15 protein-coding genes and 1 riboswitch are annotated in these 16,248 nt (G+C 53.9%); of the genes, 8 read left to right on the forward strand and 7 right to left on the reverse strand.

Translation table 11 applies throughout. The features are described 5' to 3' along the window. Positions 1 to 21: 21 nt before the first annotated feature. Positions 22 to 1,005 carry a ring-cleaving dioxygenase gene (locus tag NST43_RS03120; protein WP_339222495.1) on the reverse strand — a complete coding sequence of 328 codons (984 nt, stop codon included), beginning with the start codon at positions 1,003 to 1,005 and terminating at the stop codon, positions 22 to 24. A gap of 157 nt (positions 1,006 to 1,162) precedes the next feature. Here NST43_RS03120 and NST43_RS03125 point away from each other — a divergent pair, with 157 nt between their 5' ends. The 6 genes from NST43_RS03125 (at position 1,163) to NST43_RS03150 (ending at position 5,383) form a co-directional block, all read left to right on the forward strand. Next, a complete protein-coding gene (locus NST43_RS03125; RefSeq protein WP_339222497.1) occupies positions 1,163 to 1,999 on the forward strand; it encodes an AAC(3) family N-acetyltransferase in 837 nt (278 codons plus the stop codon). 88 nt (positions 2,000 to 2,087) lie between these two features. Beyond that, complete coding sequence (locus tag NST43_RS03130; protein WP_209992131.1) at positions 2,088 to 3,020, forward strand: manganese-dependent inorganic pyrophosphatase; 933 nt, start codon at positions 2,088 to 2,090, stop codon at positions 3,018 to 3,020. Between the two features lie 169 nt (positions 3,021 to 3,189). Further along, a complete protein-coding gene (locus NST43_RS03135; protein ID WP_339222499.1) occupies positions 3,190 to 3,765 on the forward strand; it encodes a hypothetical protein in 576 nt (191 codons plus the stop codon). A 22-nt stretch (positions 3,766 to 3,787) separates the two neighbouring features. Beyond that, positions 3,788 to 4,489: a pirin family protein gene (locus tag NST43_RS03140; RefSeq protein ID WP_209992129.1), complete on the forward strand. Its 702-nt coding sequence runs from the start codon at positions 3,788 to 3,790 to the stop codon at positions 4,487 to 4,489. A gap of 36 nt (positions 4,490 to 4,525) precedes the next feature. Continuing rightward, positions 4,526 to 4,855 (forward strand): hypothetical protein, encoded by a 330-nt coding sequence (locus NST43_RS03145; RefSeq protein WP_339222501.1) that lies wholly within the window; start codon positions 4,526 to 4,528, stop codon positions 4,853 to 4,855. A 183-nt stretch (positions 4,856 to 5,038) separates the two neighbouring features. After that, positions 5,039 to 5,383: a DUF898 family protein gene (locus tag NST43_RS03150; RefSeq protein WP_339222502.1), complete on the forward strand. Its 345-nt coding sequence runs from the start codon at positions 5,039 to 5,041 to the stop codon at positions 5,381 to 5,383. A 120-nt stretch (positions 5,384 to 5,503) separates the two neighbouring features. Here the strand turns inward: NST43_RS03150 and NST43_RS03155 are convergent, their stop codons facing one another. The 3 genes from NST43_RS03155 to NST43_RS03165 form a co-directional block, all read right to left on the reverse strand. Beyond that, complete coding sequence (locus tag NST43_RS03155; protein ID WP_339225324.1) at positions 5,504 to 6,172, reverse strand: peptidylprolyl isomerase; 669 nt, start codon at positions 6,170 to 6,172, stop codon at positions 5,504 to 5,506. Positions 6,173 to 6,431: 259 nt separating this feature from the next. Next, entirely contained in the window at positions 6,432 to 7,745 is a 1,314-nt protein-coding gene (locus NST43_RS03160; protein WP_339222504.1) for a voltage-gated chloride channel family protein, read from the reverse strand. Between the two features lie 72 nt (positions 7,746 to 7,817). Then, positions 7,818 to 7,879, reverse strand: a riboswitch (Fluoride riboswitch). A 64-nt stretch (positions 7,880 to 7,943) separates the two neighbouring features. After that, positions 7,944 to 8,555, reverse strand: coding sequence for a hypothetical protein (locus tag NST43_RS03165; RefSeq protein WP_339222506.1), 612 nt, complete (start codon positions 8,553 to 8,555; stop codon positions 7,944 to 7,946). Positions 8,556 to 8,836: 281 nt separating this feature from the next. Here NST43_RS03165 and NST43_RS03170 point away from each other — a divergent pair, with 281 nt between their 5' ends. Both NST43_RS03170 and NST43_RS03175 read left to right on the forward strand, forming a co-directional pair. Then, positions 8,837 to 10,732, forward strand: a complete 1,896-nt coding sequence (locus tag NST43_RS03170; protein ID WP_339222508.1) for an ATP-binding protein — start codon at positions 8,837 to 8,839, stop codon at positions 10,730 to 10,732. Between the two features lie 182 nt (positions 10,733 to 10,914). Next, positions 10,915 to 12,759 (forward strand): ATP-binding protein, encoded by a 1,845-nt coding sequence (locus NST43_RS03175; protein WP_339222510.1) that lies wholly within the window; start codon positions 10,915 to 10,917, stop codon positions 12,757 to 12,759. Positions 12,760 to 12,777: 18 nt separating this feature from the next. Here the strand turns inward: NST43_RS03175 and NST43_RS03180 are convergent, their stop codons facing one another. The 3 genes from NST43_RS03180 to NST43_RS03190 form a co-directional block, all read right to left on the reverse strand. After that, positions 12,778 to 13,017 carry an NHLP leader peptide family RiPP precursor gene (locus tag NST43_RS03180; RefSeq protein WP_209992123.1) on the reverse strand — a complete coding sequence of 80 codons (240 nt, stop codon included), beginning with the start codon at positions 13,015 to 13,017 and terminating at the stop codon, positions 12,778 to 12,780. Between the two features lie 83 nt (positions 13,018 to 13,100). Next, positions 13,101 to 14,042: a hypothetical protein gene (locus NST43_RS03185; protein WP_339222512.1), complete on the reverse strand. Its 942-nt coding sequence runs from the start codon at positions 14,040 to 14,042 to the stop codon at positions 13,101 to 13,103. A gap of 235 nt (positions 14,043 to 14,277) precedes the next feature. Beyond that, positions 14,278 to 16,209 carry a family 20 glycosylhydrolase gene (locus tag NST43_RS03190; protein ID WP_339222513.1) on the reverse strand — a complete coding sequence of 644 codons (1,932 nt, stop codon included), beginning with the start codon at positions 16,207 to 16,209 and terminating at the stop codon, positions 14,278 to 14,280. Positions 16,210 to 16,248 lie beyond the last annotated feature (39 nt).

Below are 16,248 nucleotides of genomic sequence, written 5' to 3' on the forward strand. Positions count from 1 at the left end.
TTTCGCCAGGGTGCTATAAGGTTAGTCCTGCGGGCGGGTATCCAGCGGCTTCAGGTGAGCCTCAATCTGTTCGCGCCTTGCTTCCAGGAACGGCGGCAGGGCCAGCGTCTCGCCCAGATGCTCGACCTCCTCATCCGTGGCGAATCCCGGTCCGTCGGTGGCCAGCTCGAACAGAATACCGTTCGGCTCCCGGAAGTACAGCGAGCGGAAGTAGAAGCGGTCTACAAAGCCCGAGTTCGGGAGCTGTACGCTGCGGATGCGTTCAATCCACTGCTTCAGCTCCTCTTCGTTGTCGACGCGGAAGGCTACATGATGTACGCCGCCCCGTCCCAGGCGCTCCTGCGGAAGATCGCTGCGTTCCTCCAGATGGATCTCCGTGCCGGAGCCGCCTTCACCGGTCTCGAACACGATAATATCCGGCTGGCCCGCCACCGGAGATGGATAACTTCCTGCGCGGCGGAAGCCTAGCAGGTCCTCCAGAATCAGGGCCGTATGCTCCGCGGTCTCGACAGTCAGATGTGCCGGTCCCAGTCCGACAATCGCATACTCGGCAGGAACCGGGCTCTTGGCCCATGGCTTGCCGCCGGGCATGCCCTCGTTATGTTCATCCGAGACGAGGATAAGGCGCTGGCCCTCATGGTCGGTGAAGGCCAGTGTCTTGCGGCCGCCGCGTTCGGTGATTTCCTCATGCTCTACGCCGAACACCGTGAAGCGCTGTGTCCAGAAGAGCAGAGCATCGTCCCCGGGAACGCGCAGGGAGAGCGCGGAGATGCTGTTATTGCCATCGCGGTTGCGCCCTGCGTTAGGCAACTCGAAGAAGGTAAGCTCCGTACCGGGATTCCCGGTCTCATCCCCGTAGAACAGGTGATAGACGGATACGTCATCCTGGTTGACGGTCTTCTTGATCAAGCGGAGTCCGAGCACTTCGGTATAGAATTTGTAGTTCTCCGGCGCTTTGGCGGTAATGGCAGATACATGGTGAAGCCCTTTTAGTGTTAAACTCATGGGAATACCTCCTGAGATATGGGTTGATTGTTATATATAAAAATTACTTATTAATATTAAGTTACTATAATTTTAATAGTAAATGAGTAATTTTGCAAGGTGTATTTCAAGGTCTATTTCAAGCTGGTATTTATTATTCAGGAAAGCGGGGTTAATCATGCATACCAGATCAAGTCTGATGAAGCAGCTGGAGGGGATGGGAGTCGATCCGCAGGGGACACTGCTGGTCCATTCCTCGCTCAAAAGCATCGGTGAAGTGGAAGGAGGAGCGGATACCGTACTGGATGTTCTCTCAGAATATATGAAGGAGGGGCTGCTGGTCCTGCCCACCCATACCTGGTCTTATATTGACGGGCAGAATCCGCGCTTCTCGGTGCTGGAGTCACCCGTCTGCGTGGGCATTCTGCCGGAGTTGTTCCGGAAGCGGCCGCGCGTGATCCGTTCCTGGCATCCCACGCATTCGGTGGCGGCGCTCGGCAGGGATGCAGCGGTGTTCACAGCCGGAGATGAGCGCTGGGATACGCCTTGCGCACGCGGGTCGGTCTATGGCAAGCTGCTGGACCGGGGAGCGGAGATTATGCTGCTCGGTGTGGATCTGCGGCGGAATACGTTCATTCACGGCATTGAAGAGTGGGTGGATATTCCCGGCCGGATGACGGACGGGCATGAGGATCTTTATACCGTGACACCTGAAGGGGAAGAGATCGCGGTGCCTTCGCGCAGACACTGCGGACTGTCCTGGTCGCAGCATTTTTGGAAGGTGGAATCTGTGCTGGAGGATGGCGGAGCGCTACGCAGGGGCAGCTTCGGTGATGCGGAGGTTATGCTCTGCGGCACCGTGGAGACCACCCGTATCCTGAGCGGCATGCTCAGAGAGAACCCGGATCTGTTCTCGGATAACGAGCCGCTCTTCGGGGAGAATGCGCCTGAGACGCTGCCGAAGACGAAGCGGGGGCTACTTTTACAGCCAGTACAGGAGCCTACTCGGGGTTAATCTTAGGCCGATATGTACAGGTCTCTGGCAGGTCTCTATCAATGTATGGTATATTATTCTCACAAAAAACATAGTAAGGAGATTGGAAATGACAAAAACTTTGATCTTTGGTCACAAAAACCCGGATACAGATACGATCTGCTCGGCCATTGCTTATGCGGCACTGAAGAAGGAACTGGGCTGGGATGCCGAGCCGGTCCGGCTTGGAGATATCAGCGGAGAGACGCAGTTCGCCCTCGACCACTTCGGGGTAGAGGCGCCGCGTCTGGTGGAGAACGTAGCCGGCGAAGCTGAACAAGTGATTCTGGTTGACCATAATGAACGCCAGCAAAGTGCGAATGATATCGATCAGGTTCGTGTGGTTGAGGTTATTGATCATCACCGGATTGCGAATTTTGAGACGGCCTATCCGCTGTATTACCGGGCTGAACCGGTGGGCTGTACGGCTACCATTCTGAATAAGCTGTACAAAGAGAATGGCGTGGCCATTCCTAAGAACATCGCCGGTCTGATGCTGTCCGCTATCATTTCCGATTCCTTGCTGTTCAAATCGCCGACCTGCACGGAGCAGGATGTAGCTGCTGCGCGTGAGCTGGCGGTCATTGCCGGAGTGGATGCTGATAGCTATGGGCTGGACATGCTCAAAGCCGGTGCAGACCTGAGTGACAAGAGCATTGCTCAACTGATCTCTCTGGATGCGAAGGAATTCAAGATGGGTGAATATAAAGTCGAGATTGCCCAGGTTAACGCTGTGGATGTGAATGATGTTCTGTCCAAGCAGGCGGAGCTGGAAGCGGCGCTTACCGCGATTATTGACGACAAGGGACTGGATCTGTTCCTGTTCGTGGTTACCGATATCCTGAACAACGATTCCGTGGGCCTCGCCCTGGGCCGCGTAGCTGGTGCTGTGGAGCAGGCTTACAATGTGAAGCTGGATGACAACAAGGCTGTGCTGAAGGGTGTAGTGTCCCGTAAATCACAGATTGTACCGATTCTTACCGAGACGATCGCTAAGCTGTAAAAGGGTCTCCTAAAGTAACCGGAGGCGTACATCCTCCATTATTTCCCGTAACCGGTTGTGCCTTTTCCTCAGGAAATTGTACAACCGGTTTTATTTTACAATTCACAGCAACTCCTTGCCCCCTGAAGGGTATAAACAGCATAGGACATTATAGAGGAGGACGGGAATAATGGGGAAGATGCGCAAGCTGGCGATTTCAACAATGTGCCTGATGCTGGTCTCGGGAGGAGGCCTGCTGTATGCTGCTGCGGGCAAAACAGATCTCTCATTCTATGTGAATAATACGCTGCTTAAGCAGCCTGCATTATCCTCGGAGGGCGGGGTCTATGTGCCTGTGGATCAGGTTTCTGAGAATATGCAGGCGATTGTATCCGTGGACGAGTCAGCGGGGACGGTCAAGATCTACAAGCCTAATGTGAACACGGTGCTGCTGGATGAGCAGGGCAAGATTTTCGGCAAAGTCAGAAGCGACACCAGCAATACCTTCTCTGCCCTGGTGCAGGTGGATGATCTCAAAACAGATATAACCGATCTGAAGATCACCATCACAGACCCGGCAGGCAAGACGGAAGTTGTGGATAACCAGCCGATCACAGAGAAGAAGGACAGCTTCTGGTTCAAATCGGCAGCGTATAATTATAAGGTTACCGACAAGGGGAACTATACGATCCAGGTGTATTTCAAGGATACTGCGTCCAAGAAATGGTTCATCGTTTCTGAATTGCAGATATCGACCACTTCATAATAACCATTAGGAGGCGATTCCATTGATTAAAATCTACCCGGCTGCGTCTGCGCACCAGTTCGATCTCGGCTGGCTGAAGGGCAGTCATGTATTCTCCTTCGGGGATTTCTATGATCCGGACAACACGGCATTCGGGCCGATGCGGGTCTGTAACGATGATACGATCGCTCCGGGAAAAGGCTTCGGCGCCCACCCGCACAGTGACATGGAGATTGTCTCGATTGTGCTGTCCGGCGTGCTTCGTCATGAGGACAACCTGGGCAATGTTGCGCAGACGTCCTTCGGCGGGATTCAGCGGATGTCGGCGGGCACCGGCGCGATTCATACGGAGCATAACCCTTCGGACAGTGAGCCCGTCCGTCTGCTTCAGCTATGGTTCATGCCCCGGACCCGTGGAACGGCTCCCTCCTATGCAACCGGACGCTTCGATCCGGCCAAGCTTGAAGGAAACCTGCTTCCGGTAGTAGCGGCTGAAGCGTCGGAGGAGATTGTCGATATAGCCCAGGATATGACGATTTATCTCGGAAAGGCTGGGGCAGGAGGGCAACTGGATTTCCGGCAGGAGCCGGGGCGGCGCAGCTTTGTATATCTGGTCGAAGGACAGCTTACCCTGAACGGGGATAATGTGCTGCAGCCGGGAGATTCGGCGAGAATCGAGGACATAGCACAGCTTGAGCTGAAGGCTGATGAGGATATACTGGTCATGGTGATTGATCTGCCGTAATGAGCGGCGGGATACAGACATGAAGGAGGAGCTAGGATGGCAGAACAGGAAAGAGTGCTGGTGAAGCATTCCGTCACCGGACGCATGCTAGTGAACAGCATGGAGGGAGTAGGGTACACCTTCGATGAGCAGGGCGGGCTGACCTTGATTACCCTGACGAATGTGGCGGCAGATAAGGGCGCTGCGGTAGTTGAGCTGAAGGCGGAGCTTAATGTATTCCGCTTCGAGGAGCCTGCGGACGGGCCGGTCATCAAGCATTGGTACTACGTTGGAGATCAGCCTGTAACCTATGATGCTGACTCCGGGCGCTTAACGATAGCTGTGCAGTCCGAAATCGAATACCGGCCAGATCAATACTGGGCCTGATCCCTTCGCAGACTAGACTCCACCACATGTGCTTACAACAGGCGTGAGGTTCGGGGTCTGCTGCACAAGATGGGGATTGTCTACGCTCCGGGTTAGAATTGTGAGAAATGTAGTAGTGCTCGCCGTGGATAATAAGGAAAATAGAACCAGGAATAATTTTGCATGAATGAAAGGCGGAGACCCATGGGAGCACTGCATATGAATACGGCTGCGATGAATTATGGAAGCAGGGAATCTTATTTTGACGGGAAGCTTATTGAGTACATTGGCTGGTGTCTGGCCGGCTGGCTGGTTACCGTATGTACCTTCGGCATCTGCTATCCCTGGTCTGTAGTAATGCTCTACCGCTGGAAGGTCGAGCATACCGTGGTGGAAGGCCAGCGCCTGCGGTTCGACGGTACAGCCGTCAGCCTGTTCGGACAATGGATCAAGTGGTTCCTGTTGACGGTGATTACACTCGGGATCTACGGCTTCTGGGTTGTCATTAAGCTGGAGCAGTGGAGAACGAAGCACACCCACTTCCAATAAGAAGTCGCGTGCTTCAAGTATACGCAAGATGCTAAGAGCCATCCTCCGGTTATGGAGGATGGCTCTTCTGCGTAGATTCTTGGAGCAAGACACGGCCTGTACAGCCAGCTTGCGGGTTGTTTATTGAGCTTTTTGCGGTTCGGGATAAGTAACGCCAAGGGTATCTACCGTTACCTTCTTCATCACCGGCGGCTGATCCGGCCGGTCATTCTGGCCACGCGGCAGACTGACGATAGCTTGGACCGCTTCGAGTCCTTCAGTAACCTTACCGAAGGCAGCGTAATCGCCGTCCAGGCTTGGATAAGCAGCGGCCATAATGAAGAACTGGGAGCCAGCAGAGTTCATATCCTTGCTTCTCGCCATAGACAGCACACCCTCTGTATGCAGCAGATTGTTAGTGAATCCGTTGTTATTGAATTCTCCGGCAATGCTGTAGTCCGGTCCGCCCGCTCCTGTGCCATCGGGGTCCCCGCCCTGGATCATGAAGCCCGGAATGACCCGGTGGAAGATGGTTCCGTCATAGAAGCCCTTCTTGATCAATGAAATGAAGTTGTTGACCGTATTGGGGGCAACCTCGGGATACAGCTCGGCCTTAATGACGGCGCCGTTATCCATCTCAATCGTAACCACCGGATGACTGGCAGTGGCTGAAGGCACACCTTCTGTAACGGCGGCGCTCTCCTGCGGTGCTGCTGTAGCCTCGCTGCCCGCTCCGGTACTGCTGTTACCATATCCGGCGGCATTATTATTCACTGGCTTGTTGCCGCAGCCCGCCAGAATGACGAGCATCAGGCACATCATCGCAAGCAGGATGACGGGTTTTTTTGTGATAGACTTCACTTCAGAATCTCTCCTTTTATCCAAATATAAGAATTTCTATGTTGCACACGATAAATTATCCTTCTATTTCTCGCTGAAACGGTACCTTCCTTTAAAAGGACGGCAAAGCCGTTTCCACTTGTTGAATAATCTGGTGCATTCACCTCTGTATCATACCTTCTTTGTCCTGCTTCTGGCAAAGCCTGCTTCTGCGGCCGGACGGATGCGGTTATTTGGGTGCGGGCTGCTCTTTGGCGGCGGCGAGTGTCGTTCCTTCAGGAACCGGCAGTAAGGCGCTTTTGGAGATGCCGATGAGCTGGGAGCTGTAGATTCCGCTGTGCCCGGAGAACAGATAGCTGATGACGCAGGCAATGAACATATAGACCGCTCCGCCGGAGCCGAACAGCTCGATGCCCATAATGAAGCAGGCAAGCGGTGTATTGGTTGCTCCGCAGAAGACAGCGATGAAGCCAAGCGAAGCCAGAAAAGGCCCATATAGATGAAGCACTCCGGCCAGTGTGCTCCCCAGAGAAGCTCCAATAGCGAATAGCGGCGTCACTTCGCCGCCCTGGAAGCCGGCCCCCAGGGTGAAGGCGGTGAAGATAAGCTTCCACAGAAAGGCGAAGGGCGATACGCCGTCTTCGAAGGAGCTGCTGATCAGCGGAAGGCCCAGCCCCAGATAGTCCCTGGAACCGGCTATGTAGACCAGGGCGATGATGATCAGCCCGCCGGCGGCACTTTTGAGCATAGGATTACGGATTATGGCGGTGAAGGTCCGCTTCAGGTAATGGGTAAGCTCACTGAACAGCAGGCTGCACAAGCCGAACAGGATGGAGGCGAAAATAACCTTGACCAGCACCAGCGCATCCATACCGGGGAAGACATCCACCTGATAGTGGATATGGTGAACGCCCCACAAGCGGGAGGCAACCAGATCACCGGTGAAGCTGGCGGCAAAACAGGGCAGCAGCGCCTTATGGCTGATCAGCCCGATGGCGATCACCTCCAGGCCGAACACCGTTCCGGCCAGCGGGGTGCCGAAGATAGAGCCGAAGCCGCCGCTGATGCCGCACATCAGCAGGATTCGGCGGTCCAGCGGACCGATTCTGAGCCAGCGTCCGAGTGCGTCGGCAAGACTGCCGCCCATCTGCACAGCCGTGCCTTCACGTCCGGCCGAGCCGCCGAAGAGATGGGTAATCAGCGTCCCGCCAAGGACCAGCGGGGCCATACGCAGCGGAATCGCTTCGTTGCCCTGGCGGATCTGCTCCAGAATCAGATTGTTCCCTTTGCTGCTGCTCTTGCCGTAACGCATATACATTCCGCTGACGAGCGCGCCTCCCGCCGGAAGCAGGAAGAGCAGCCAGGCATGCTCCAGCCTTACCTGGGTGACCGCGTTCAGACTGGCCAGGAACAAGGCCGAGGCACTTCCTGCCAGCAGCCCGACCATTCCTCCCAGAATCACCCATTTCACGAATGTACTCCAGAGCGCAAGCTGGCTCCGGCGCGCTGCCAGCGCTGCCCACCGTTCATACTTCCTCTTCATTATGGCTAATGCCCCCTGACCCGAAATAAATAATACCCTGAAATCAAAACAGACTCCTACCAGCGTAGTTAACCACTGGTAGGAGTCATTAGCCCCGAAGGGCGGTTATGGCGAACTCCATCGCCGCAATTGAATGAAACTATCGTAAGCCGATTGTCTCCAAAAGTCAATATGGATCTGCGGACCGCTTAGCCGTTTCTACTCGTCACCGTTCGAGCCGTTCAGCACATCGGTTCCGGGCATGGCGTCAGGGTCCGGGGAGACCGGGTCGATGCTGCTTCCGGGAACCAGCTCGTCAGCATCCGGGACATCCTCCAGCGGTGCGGCTTCCTCCGCTTCTTCCGCCAGCCCTTCCTCAGCGTCAGCATAATTAATGACACTGCCGGTTAATCCAGCCGCCCCGGCCGTGTATATAGCCTCCGACTCCAGCAGCTCATCCCGCTGCGGACCGGGGGTGGCAGAAGCAGGAACAGGGCGGTCTGCCCGTGGGCCAAGCCCGGCGTCCGGTACATTCAGCCCGATATCGGCCGCTAGAATAGGGTCGCTCTCCAGCGCCGGATCAGAGCCGTCATCTACTACACCGTCGAAATCGATCGGTGTGAAATGGGCAGGGTCATGACTGGCCAGTGCGGACTCCAGCGGGCGGTTCCCGGCGGCGCCAGGGGTCTCCTCACTGGGGCTTTGCTCAGTAATCGTGCCAAGCGGACGTAATTCTTCCAGCGGGATATCCTGCTCGGGGGAGACACCGCCCATTTTGGTATAGCGCTCATATGCAAAGTCGGCTTCCGTCTTATTGAATTCATTACCCATCGTCAATCAGCTCCCTTTTCCCTTGTTGTAGGCCTTCTACATCTTATAGTACAACTATACCCTTTTAGGCAGCGGCTTAAGCGGCGGCGAATCTGCCAGGCATCCGGGCTGCTGTTCTGCTTAATATATTCATTCCTGCGGCAGAATAACCGGAATAGATGAATTAACCGAGCCGTTTCGAGGTTATTTGCAGTCTGATGGCAGGTATTGTGCAAACGTTGTCGAAAATAAGAGTCATATGGACTACATAAATACAACTAAGGATTCACTGAGGTGCCACAATGAAGTTAGCATCAACCAAAACGGCCGCAGTCTTCATTATGCTGCTGCTCGTGATCACCCTAATTCCGGTGGGAATCGCCATGGAATGGGACGGACATACAGAAGCAGAAATTCCGGCATGGGAGCTGAAGTGGGAGACGGCCGAGATCGACGGCATAGAAGCTGCAGCGGCATGGTCAGCTGCCGAGTGGACATGGGTGCAGGCCAGGAATGACAGACCGTCTCCGCCTTCAGGTACTGCCTCCGCCTGGCTGCGGCTAACCTTGCCCCCTGCCGGAGCAACTCCTGCTATTCTGATCGATAAAGTATTTGGCGACAGCCTGAAAGCATATATAGACAACCAGCTTATCTACGATTCCAGCGACGATGTGGAATATAGCGGCAACAAAGTGCTGATTCCGCTACCAACACATGGCAGTGCCAAGACGCTCTATCTATGGAATGCGGGCAGCGGAGAGTTTGGGATCGAAGGGGATGTAAGGGTCGGCAGCTACACTAAGCTGCTGTCCTTTTATGTGAAGCAGGATCTGGTGGATCTTGTGCTCGGAGCAGCCATGATCTTCATGGCCGGAGCCTTATTGATCTGCCTGTTGTTTCTTAAGCCGGAATTATTCTACAGCGGTTTCTATCTAATCCTGGTCATCCTGTCCTTTGGGGTGCTGCTGATTACCTACTCCCCGTTTCTGTCACTGATCCTAAGCGGCGGGGAGCGCCTGAGGCAGATTTGTTTTGATCTGGCCTTGTTTACGCTTCTGCCGGCATTCACACTCTATTTTGAACAGTTGTTCGGACCCGGCAAGCGGGGGTTCACTACCCGGGTGCGTAATTTTCAGCTGGCGTACTCCCTGTTCTGTGCCGCTGCGCTTATTCTGAATGCACTGCTCTCTTTCCGGCTGGACTCCCTGTATTCGGTGCTGACCATTAACGCAACCGGTGTACTAATGATTGTCCAGTTTGTTTACCTGCTGTATCTGTCGCTTTCTTATGCCCGCAGGGGCAATTCAGATGCCACCCTGTTCTCCGGCGGTTTCTCTGTGTTTGCCGTGGTATCCTTGGCGGAGCTGCTGCGGTACTTCATCTCTGCGGAGAGATATCATCTGTACTGGTGGAAGTGGGGAATGATGGTGTTTGTGATATCCCTGATCGTTATTATGGGGAAACGCTTTGCGGAGAGCCATGAGAAGGCGCTGGAATACGCCAGGGAGCTGGAGAAATTCAATAATGATCTGCAGCGTTCGGAGAAAATGGGAATTATCAGTGAACTCGCCGCCTCCGTGGCCCATGAGGTACGTAATCCGCTCCAGGTCACCCGTGGGTTCCTGCAGATACTGGGCGAACGCTCCGGCAATAAGGAGAAGGAATATTTGCAGATGGCTGTGGAGGAGCTGGACCGGGCCTCGGTAATCATTACCGATTTCCTGACCTTTGCGAAGCCGGGCGTGGATGCCGTGGATGTATTCGAAGTCTCGGGCGAGCTGAGGCATGTGTCGGGAATTCTGCTGCCGCTGGCTAATCTGCAGGGCGGTTCTATAGAGCTGCGGCTGCAGAAGGAGCTTCACGTGACGGGCAGCCCGGCCAAATTCAAGCAGGCGTTCATTAATCTGATCAAGAACAGCATTGAATCCCTGCGGGAGGAGGGAATGATCGTGGTAACGGCCTGGAGGACAGGCGGCTCGGTAATTATCAGCGTGAAGGATAACGGCGTGGGAATGAAGGTCACTGAGCTGGCCCGGTTGGGGGAGCCGTATTATTCTAACAAGACCAAGGGCACAGGACTTGGCCTCATGGTCACCTTCCGTATTGTTGAAGCGATGAACGGTACCATTGAGTTCAACAGCCGCAAGGGTGAAGGAACTGAAGTGCTTATTAAATTGCCAGCCTCCTTCAGTAATTAGAAAATATTTTTGTTTATTCCGTTTTTTTGAAGGGATGGGCCGAGCATGGGGCGAAATATTAACACTAACAGAACTTTGCTTCTGAAACTTTCCACTGAGGTGCGTGCATGTCTTTGATGGTCAAAAGTTTACATACAGCGTTAGTGTTTTTTCTGCTCAGCATTACCTGCGGGAGCCTTCTGGTGTCAGCGCAAAGCGCCTCCCCCGCTGGTGAGATCAGACATTGGCAGATGAAGTGGCAGGAGGGACCGGCGGATGGCGGACTCCGGGCTCCGGTAACGGAAGAGCAGGGGTGGATCGATGTGGAGGCGAAGGCCGAGATGCCGCAGAAGCCTCCCGGGGTATCGTCCGCCTGGACCAAGATTACTTTGCCTTCCTATCATTACGTGTCTCCTTCCGTCTATATTCAGACGATCTATGCGCTGCATGTGAAGGTGTACGTGGAGGACCGGCTGGTTTTTGAAGGGGACAGAGGCTTCATTATGGATAACTATTCCCTGCTTGTGCCTCTGGATATCCGGGATAATGGCAAGACGCTCTATATCTGGACGCAGACGCTCCAGGACCGGATCGGAATCAAAGAGCAGGTGATACTCGGGGAGCACAGTATTCTGATCAAGGATTATATCAAAAACGGACTCATAGATGTGATTCTGGGCGGCGCTTTTATCTTTGTGGCGGCGGTTCTGTTTGTGTGCGCATTTTTCCTGAACAAGGAGTATTTCCCGGTGGCGGCCTCGCTGTCCATTGTCATCGCCTCTACCGGTGTGCTGTCTGTAACCTACTCGCCCTTCATGTATACCTTCTACAGCTATTTGGGCGGGCTCAGTGTGTTTTTGTTCGATGTGGCGCTGTTGTCCCTGTTACCCGCACTGACCTTTCTGTTCGAGAAAATATTCGGCGGGGGCAAATACGGCATCATCCGCAGATTTCGTAAATTCCAGATGTTTTATTCCTTATTCTGCTGTGTACTCCTCATTATAAATGCACTCTCCGGGGGGCGGTATGTGGAATTCTACTATTTCATCTCGACCAAGATTGTCGGCATTATTATGATTCTTCAATTCATTCTGCTGATCGGCTGCGTCATCGTGTTCTCCCTGAAGCGCAACAAGGATGCGATCATCTTCGCATGCGGCTTCGGTACGGCTGCCCTTACCGGGATCTTGGAGCTGCTGTGGTATTATTTCAAACGCGGAAATTATGATCTCTTCTATTGGAAGTGGGCGCTGGTCGTGTTCATTCTCTCGCTGATTGTAATTCTGGGGCGGCGGCTCGCGCAGAATCATCAGCAGGTAGTGAAGTATTCGCAGGAGCTGGAGCTGTTCAACAACGAATTGCAGCGGTCGGAGAAAATGGAGATCATCAGCGAGCTGGCAGCATCGGTAGCCCATGAGGTGCGCAACCCGCTCCAGGTGACCCGGGGGTTCCTCCAGCTGCTCAGCGAGAAGTCGAGCGGGGACGAAGAGAGATATCTGTCCATGGCGCTCAGTGAGCTGGACCGGGCGGCGAGCATCATCACCGATTTCCTGACCTTTGCCAAGCCGGAATTTGAACAGGTCTCCCTGCTCCATGTGAATGAAGAATTCATGCATATCCAGAGCATTCTGTTGCCTCTATGCCATCTGAACGGAGGCAAAATGATTCTGGAGGTGGAAGACGGTCTGTGGGTCAAAGGGAATTCCTCGAAGTTCAAGCAGGCGATGATTAATATCATCAAGAACAGCATTGAATCCCTGGGCGAGGAAGGCACGATTCATCTGCTGGCCTATAGCCGGGGGGATAAGGTACATATTCATATTAAGGATAACGGGGCAGGCATGGAACCGGCTGTGCTTAGCCGTCTGGGTGAGCCGTATTTCTCCTCCAACAAGACGAAGGGCACGGGGCTCGGGCTAATGGTCACGTTCCGTATTATTGAAGCGATGGAGGGCGAAATCCGTTTTATGAGCAAAAAAGGAGCTGGAACCGAGTCCATCACCCTTCTGCCGCGTGCAGAAGGACTGGACGATTCCAACTCCCGATAATAGTATGACTTGAGTATGCTACCAGGTTCCCATTGGGGTGATACGTGTCTTCATTACATCCGAAGACGGGCTTGGGGGAATGACCAGGTAGAATTCATTCGAGCCTTCCTCCACGGTCTTCAGTGTAATGTTGTCAGGAAGGTTGATGCCCAGCGCTTCCTGGAGCGCTGCCTTCGGATCTTCAAGCAGTCTTTGTTTGAAAGCCGGATCTTCCCACGCCTTCTGAATCACCTGATTCTTAAGAACTCCTACTGACAATACAATCACCCTTTCAAAATGGTTATAATTGCCTTTTTAGTATAGCATAGGCCATTCTATAATTCTATTGCTTTATGTATAAATTATGAGAGATTTGCGTGCGTAGATAGCCAGTAATCGAGCCCTCCGCCTAGCAGTAATTGCTTCTGCGCTTCGATGGCTGCGGCGATCTGCTGGAGGTTCTGCACCAGCACCAGATGGAAGGATACCAGCAGGGGCAGCTGTAAGGTGGCTTCCTCCAGCATAAGGTGGTTGGCCTGGGCCGTTGCCGCATATCCCGCAAGCCCGCCTGCTACATATATGAAGTTCTTCACTGCTGCTTCAGTGAGCCGTTCTCCAGCGGCAATTCCGGCACAGGAGCGTGCCAGTGACAGCAGGCAGTTGTAGCTGCCGTCCTCCAGATCCTGTTGCCAATCCTCGTAGTCGTCAAGCATCTGCAGGGTCAACAGTACAGTGTGAATCATCTCCTCGGCCTCGTAAGTGGAAGAAGTCTGGCCTGAGAGCAGCAGCGCAGCCGTACTGCAGAGCTTGAGCGGACTGGCCTTATGGGAGAGACGGGTGCGGTCATTCAGGAAATAATCGCTGCCGGCTTCACCGCTCACGCTGTCTGCCCACTCCCGGATATAGCGGCTGAAGCAGGACCAGAACGGAGAGTCCGCCGGGAACAGTGGAAGGTAGGTAGCCAGAAACTCCACATAGAGCAGATTGGCAAGCGGGAGCGCCTGCGCAGCTGAGGCCTCCGGGCTGTCCATCAGATCATCCTGAAGGAAGAAGTAGAGCATGAGGAAGACGTTACCTGCGGACATCCTGCGGGCCAGTTCAGGACTGAGGCTACACGGATCCTGGAGCCAGAAAGGCAGCAGGTAACAGATGTAATTCTTATGGCTGTCCGGGTTGAACACGTTGAACTGATCGAGATACGCCAGACCGCGGGCGTTAAGCGGCTCTGGAAACGCTGCGATTACCCTGCGGTTCTCCTCAAAGACCACACGGAGCTTGTCCTCATAAGCATGAAGCCAATCCATAGGCTTGTCTCCTGTCAATTATGTATCGTCCTTCTAAAAATATACAAAAAGTGGTTATTTGATCATATTATAATCCTGCGCTGAGCCTATTACAATCCAAAGTTTGTTGCTGAAGGTCACATTTTTAACGGGGAAAACCAAAAGAAACCGCCCTTTGGTGAAATGGAGTAACCACATAACCATTTCAATGGAGAGGTTTCTTTTGTACGTTCCATGGTGTCTTACCTAATGTAGTCTACCGAACTGCTGCCGCGCCTAGTTTCGCGGCAAGATCGGCGTATTCTCCGCGCAGGCGGACCAGCTTCGAGACGCTGCGCTCCAGGCCGCCCGGCCGGTTGCGGCGGGTCCATAGCTGGCGGTACTGGTGGAGCAGCAGATCCAGATCCTGCATCAGCGCCTGAACCTGCGGTGCTTCAAGCTGCGGATCTCCGCCAGCGAGCTGTTGTTTGAGCCGGGTCAATTGCACGGCATGTCTCACGAAATGGATTCCGTTGCTTAGTTCTTCTACGACCAGACCGGCATCATTGCATTCCAGGGCAAGTTGTCCCAGCCTTACTTCAATGCCGCCGATGTACTGCTCCAACTGCTGAAGCTGCTCCCCGGAGAGCTTCGCGGCCAGCAGCGCATTATCCAGCTCGCTGCGCAGCAGCATGGACATCTCCGTATCATTCGGATGGCTGGTCCCTGATTCAAGCTTGTAGTAATTTCCCAGATCCAGAAGCAATTGTCCGATCAAGCCGGACCGGTCCTGGAAGATTGAATGATTCAGGTAAGGGGTTACATCCGTTTCCAGATTCCCCTCCACATTCCAGGCGAGTGCAGCACCGTATACGAATCCTGCGTAGCTGACCGGCAAATGCTGCCAGTGTCCGAAATCGCCCCAATCGGTAATCAGGTAACCGATTGCCCCGTTTCGTTTGCCGTGAACTGCAGCATTACGCAGATTGGCCAGCATATTATCGGTCCGTCCGGTAAGGGAGTTCCAGGAGCTGGTCCCGGGGCAGACATAGAACGGAATCTCTGCTTCACGGAATTTCAGGGTATCCGCTTCAAAGGGATGCGTGTCGCCGTAGCCCCATTCCATAGCGATAATGTCCTTCGGCAGCCGGGGAATCAGCTCCGGATGCTGGATAATGATATCGCCCCAGAACTGCATGGTTTTGCCGCGCTGCTTGACCAGGCCATGAATCTTTTGCAGGAAGGACAGATAGAGTTCTCCCTTTCCGGTTGCCTCAGCCAAGGCCTTGTTTTTCCCCAATCCCACTTCATAAGTCTCATCGCATCCGACATTGACTAGATTCGAGGTGAAGTACGGCAGGAGGTCATCGTACATGGTGTCCAGGAGCTTCAGCACTTCCGGATCTTCCGTATCGAAGGTTCCGGGATGCATGAACAGTCCGCCCGGATATAAATCGCTGTTGTACATATGCTCGGGGAGCATGAAGCCTTCGGGGGCTTCCGCCAGGTGATTGAACTCCGGCCGGGTCAGCCAGCCCTCCATATGGCCGAAGCTGTTCTGATTAGGCACAAGCTCGATATAGCGCTCGCGGCAGTACGCATCCAGCAGCAGAATTTCATCGCCGGTGATCGGACTTTCCAGCTCCCATACCTGGGGGAAGGACTCGTAAGCAAATGGAGCTCCTTCTATATATAGCTGCAACTGATTGAGCTTCAGATCGGCCATCAGATCGATGATCCGGTACAGCGTTTCCAGCTTGGGAATTTTGTTGCGGCTGATATCAAGCATCAGTCCTCTGGCCGCGAAATCCGGCTGATCGCGGATATGCAGATAAGGCAAAGTTCTGCCGAACTGCTCCAGGAGCTGCTTCAGCGTCGTGGCTGCATAATAAGCGCCTTGCGCAGAGCCATAAGCGGCAGTGATTCCCTCTTCATTAATGTGAAGCTCATAAGCTCCTTCTGTAAGCAGTGCGTTATAGCGGAAGGTACAAGCCGGAACTGTGGCAGAACGCAGCCCTATAGACAAAGGCAGGCTCAACCGGATCACCCCGGAAGTGATCTGCTGAAGCCTGCGGGCTGCGGGAAGTGCGGAGACCTGGGACTCACCGGCCAGAACAATGCTGCCATTGCCGGGAATGTGAAACAGACCTTCAGAGACCATGACCTTCTGCGGACGGGGAAAGAGCTGTAAATGAATAACCTCAGGCATAGCGTGACACCCCTTATTCATGTAAAATATGATCATCTT

This window comes from Paenibacillus sp. FSL H8-0332, assembly GCF_037963835.1.
In the GTDB taxonomy this organism is placed as follows: domain Bacteria; phylum Bacillota; class Bacilli; order Paenibacillales; family Paenibacillaceae; genus Paenibacillus_AQ; species Paenibacillus_AQ rhizoplanae.

What these genes read in the sequence shown, in the direction of transcription:
- NST43_RS03120 (WP_339222495.1), bottom strand. Translation starts at nt 1,005, where the DNA reads ATGAGTTTAACACTAAAAGGGCTTCACCATGTATCTGCCATTACCGCC.
- NST43_RS03125 (WP_339222497.1), top strand. Translation starts at nt 1,163, where the DNA reads ATGCATACCAGATCAAGTCTGATGAAGCAGCTGGAGGGGATGGGAGTC.
- NST43_RS03130 (WP_209992131.1), top strand. Translation starts at nt 2,088, where the DNA reads ATGACAAAAACTTTGATCTTTGGTCACAAAAACCCGGATACAGATACG.
- NST43_RS03135 (WP_339222499.1), top strand. Translation starts at nt 3,190, where the DNA reads ATGGGGAAGATGCGCAAGCTGGCGATTTCAACAATGTGCCTGATGCTG.
- NST43_RS03145 (WP_339222501.1), top strand. Translation starts at nt 4,526, where the DNA reads ATGGCAGAACAGGAAAGAGTGCTGGTGAAGCATTCCGTCACCGGACGC.
- NST43_RS03150 (WP_339222502.1), top strand. Translation starts at nt 5,039, where the DNA reads ATGGGAGCACTGCATATGAATACGGCTGCGATGAATTATGGAAGCAGG.
- NST43_RS03155 (WP_339225324.1), bottom strand. Translation starts at nt 6,172, where the DNA reads ATGCTCGTCATTCTGGCGGGCTGCGGCAACAAGCCAGTGAATAATAAT.
- NST43_RS03160 (WP_339222504.1), bottom strand. Translation starts at nt 7,745, where the DNA reads ATGAAGAGGAAGTATGAACGGTGGGCAGCGCTGGCAGCGCGCCGGAGC.
- NST43_RS03165 (WP_339222506.1), bottom strand. Translation starts at nt 8,555, where the DNA reads ATGGGTAATGAATTCAATAAGACGGAAGCCGACTTTGCATATGAGCGC.
- NST43_RS03170 (WP_339222508.1), top strand. Translation starts at nt 8,837, where the DNA reads ATGAAGTTAGCATCAACCAAAACGGCCGCAGTCTTCATTATGCTGCTG.
- NST43_RS03185 (WP_339222512.1), bottom strand. Translation starts at nt 14,042, where the DNA reads ATGGATTGGCTTCATGCTTATGAGGACAAGCTCCGTGTGGTCTTTGAG.
- NST43_RS03190 (WP_339222513.1), bottom strand. Translation starts at nt 16,209, where the DNA reads ATGCCTGAGGTTATTCATTTACAGCTCTTTCCCCGTCCGCAGAAGGTC.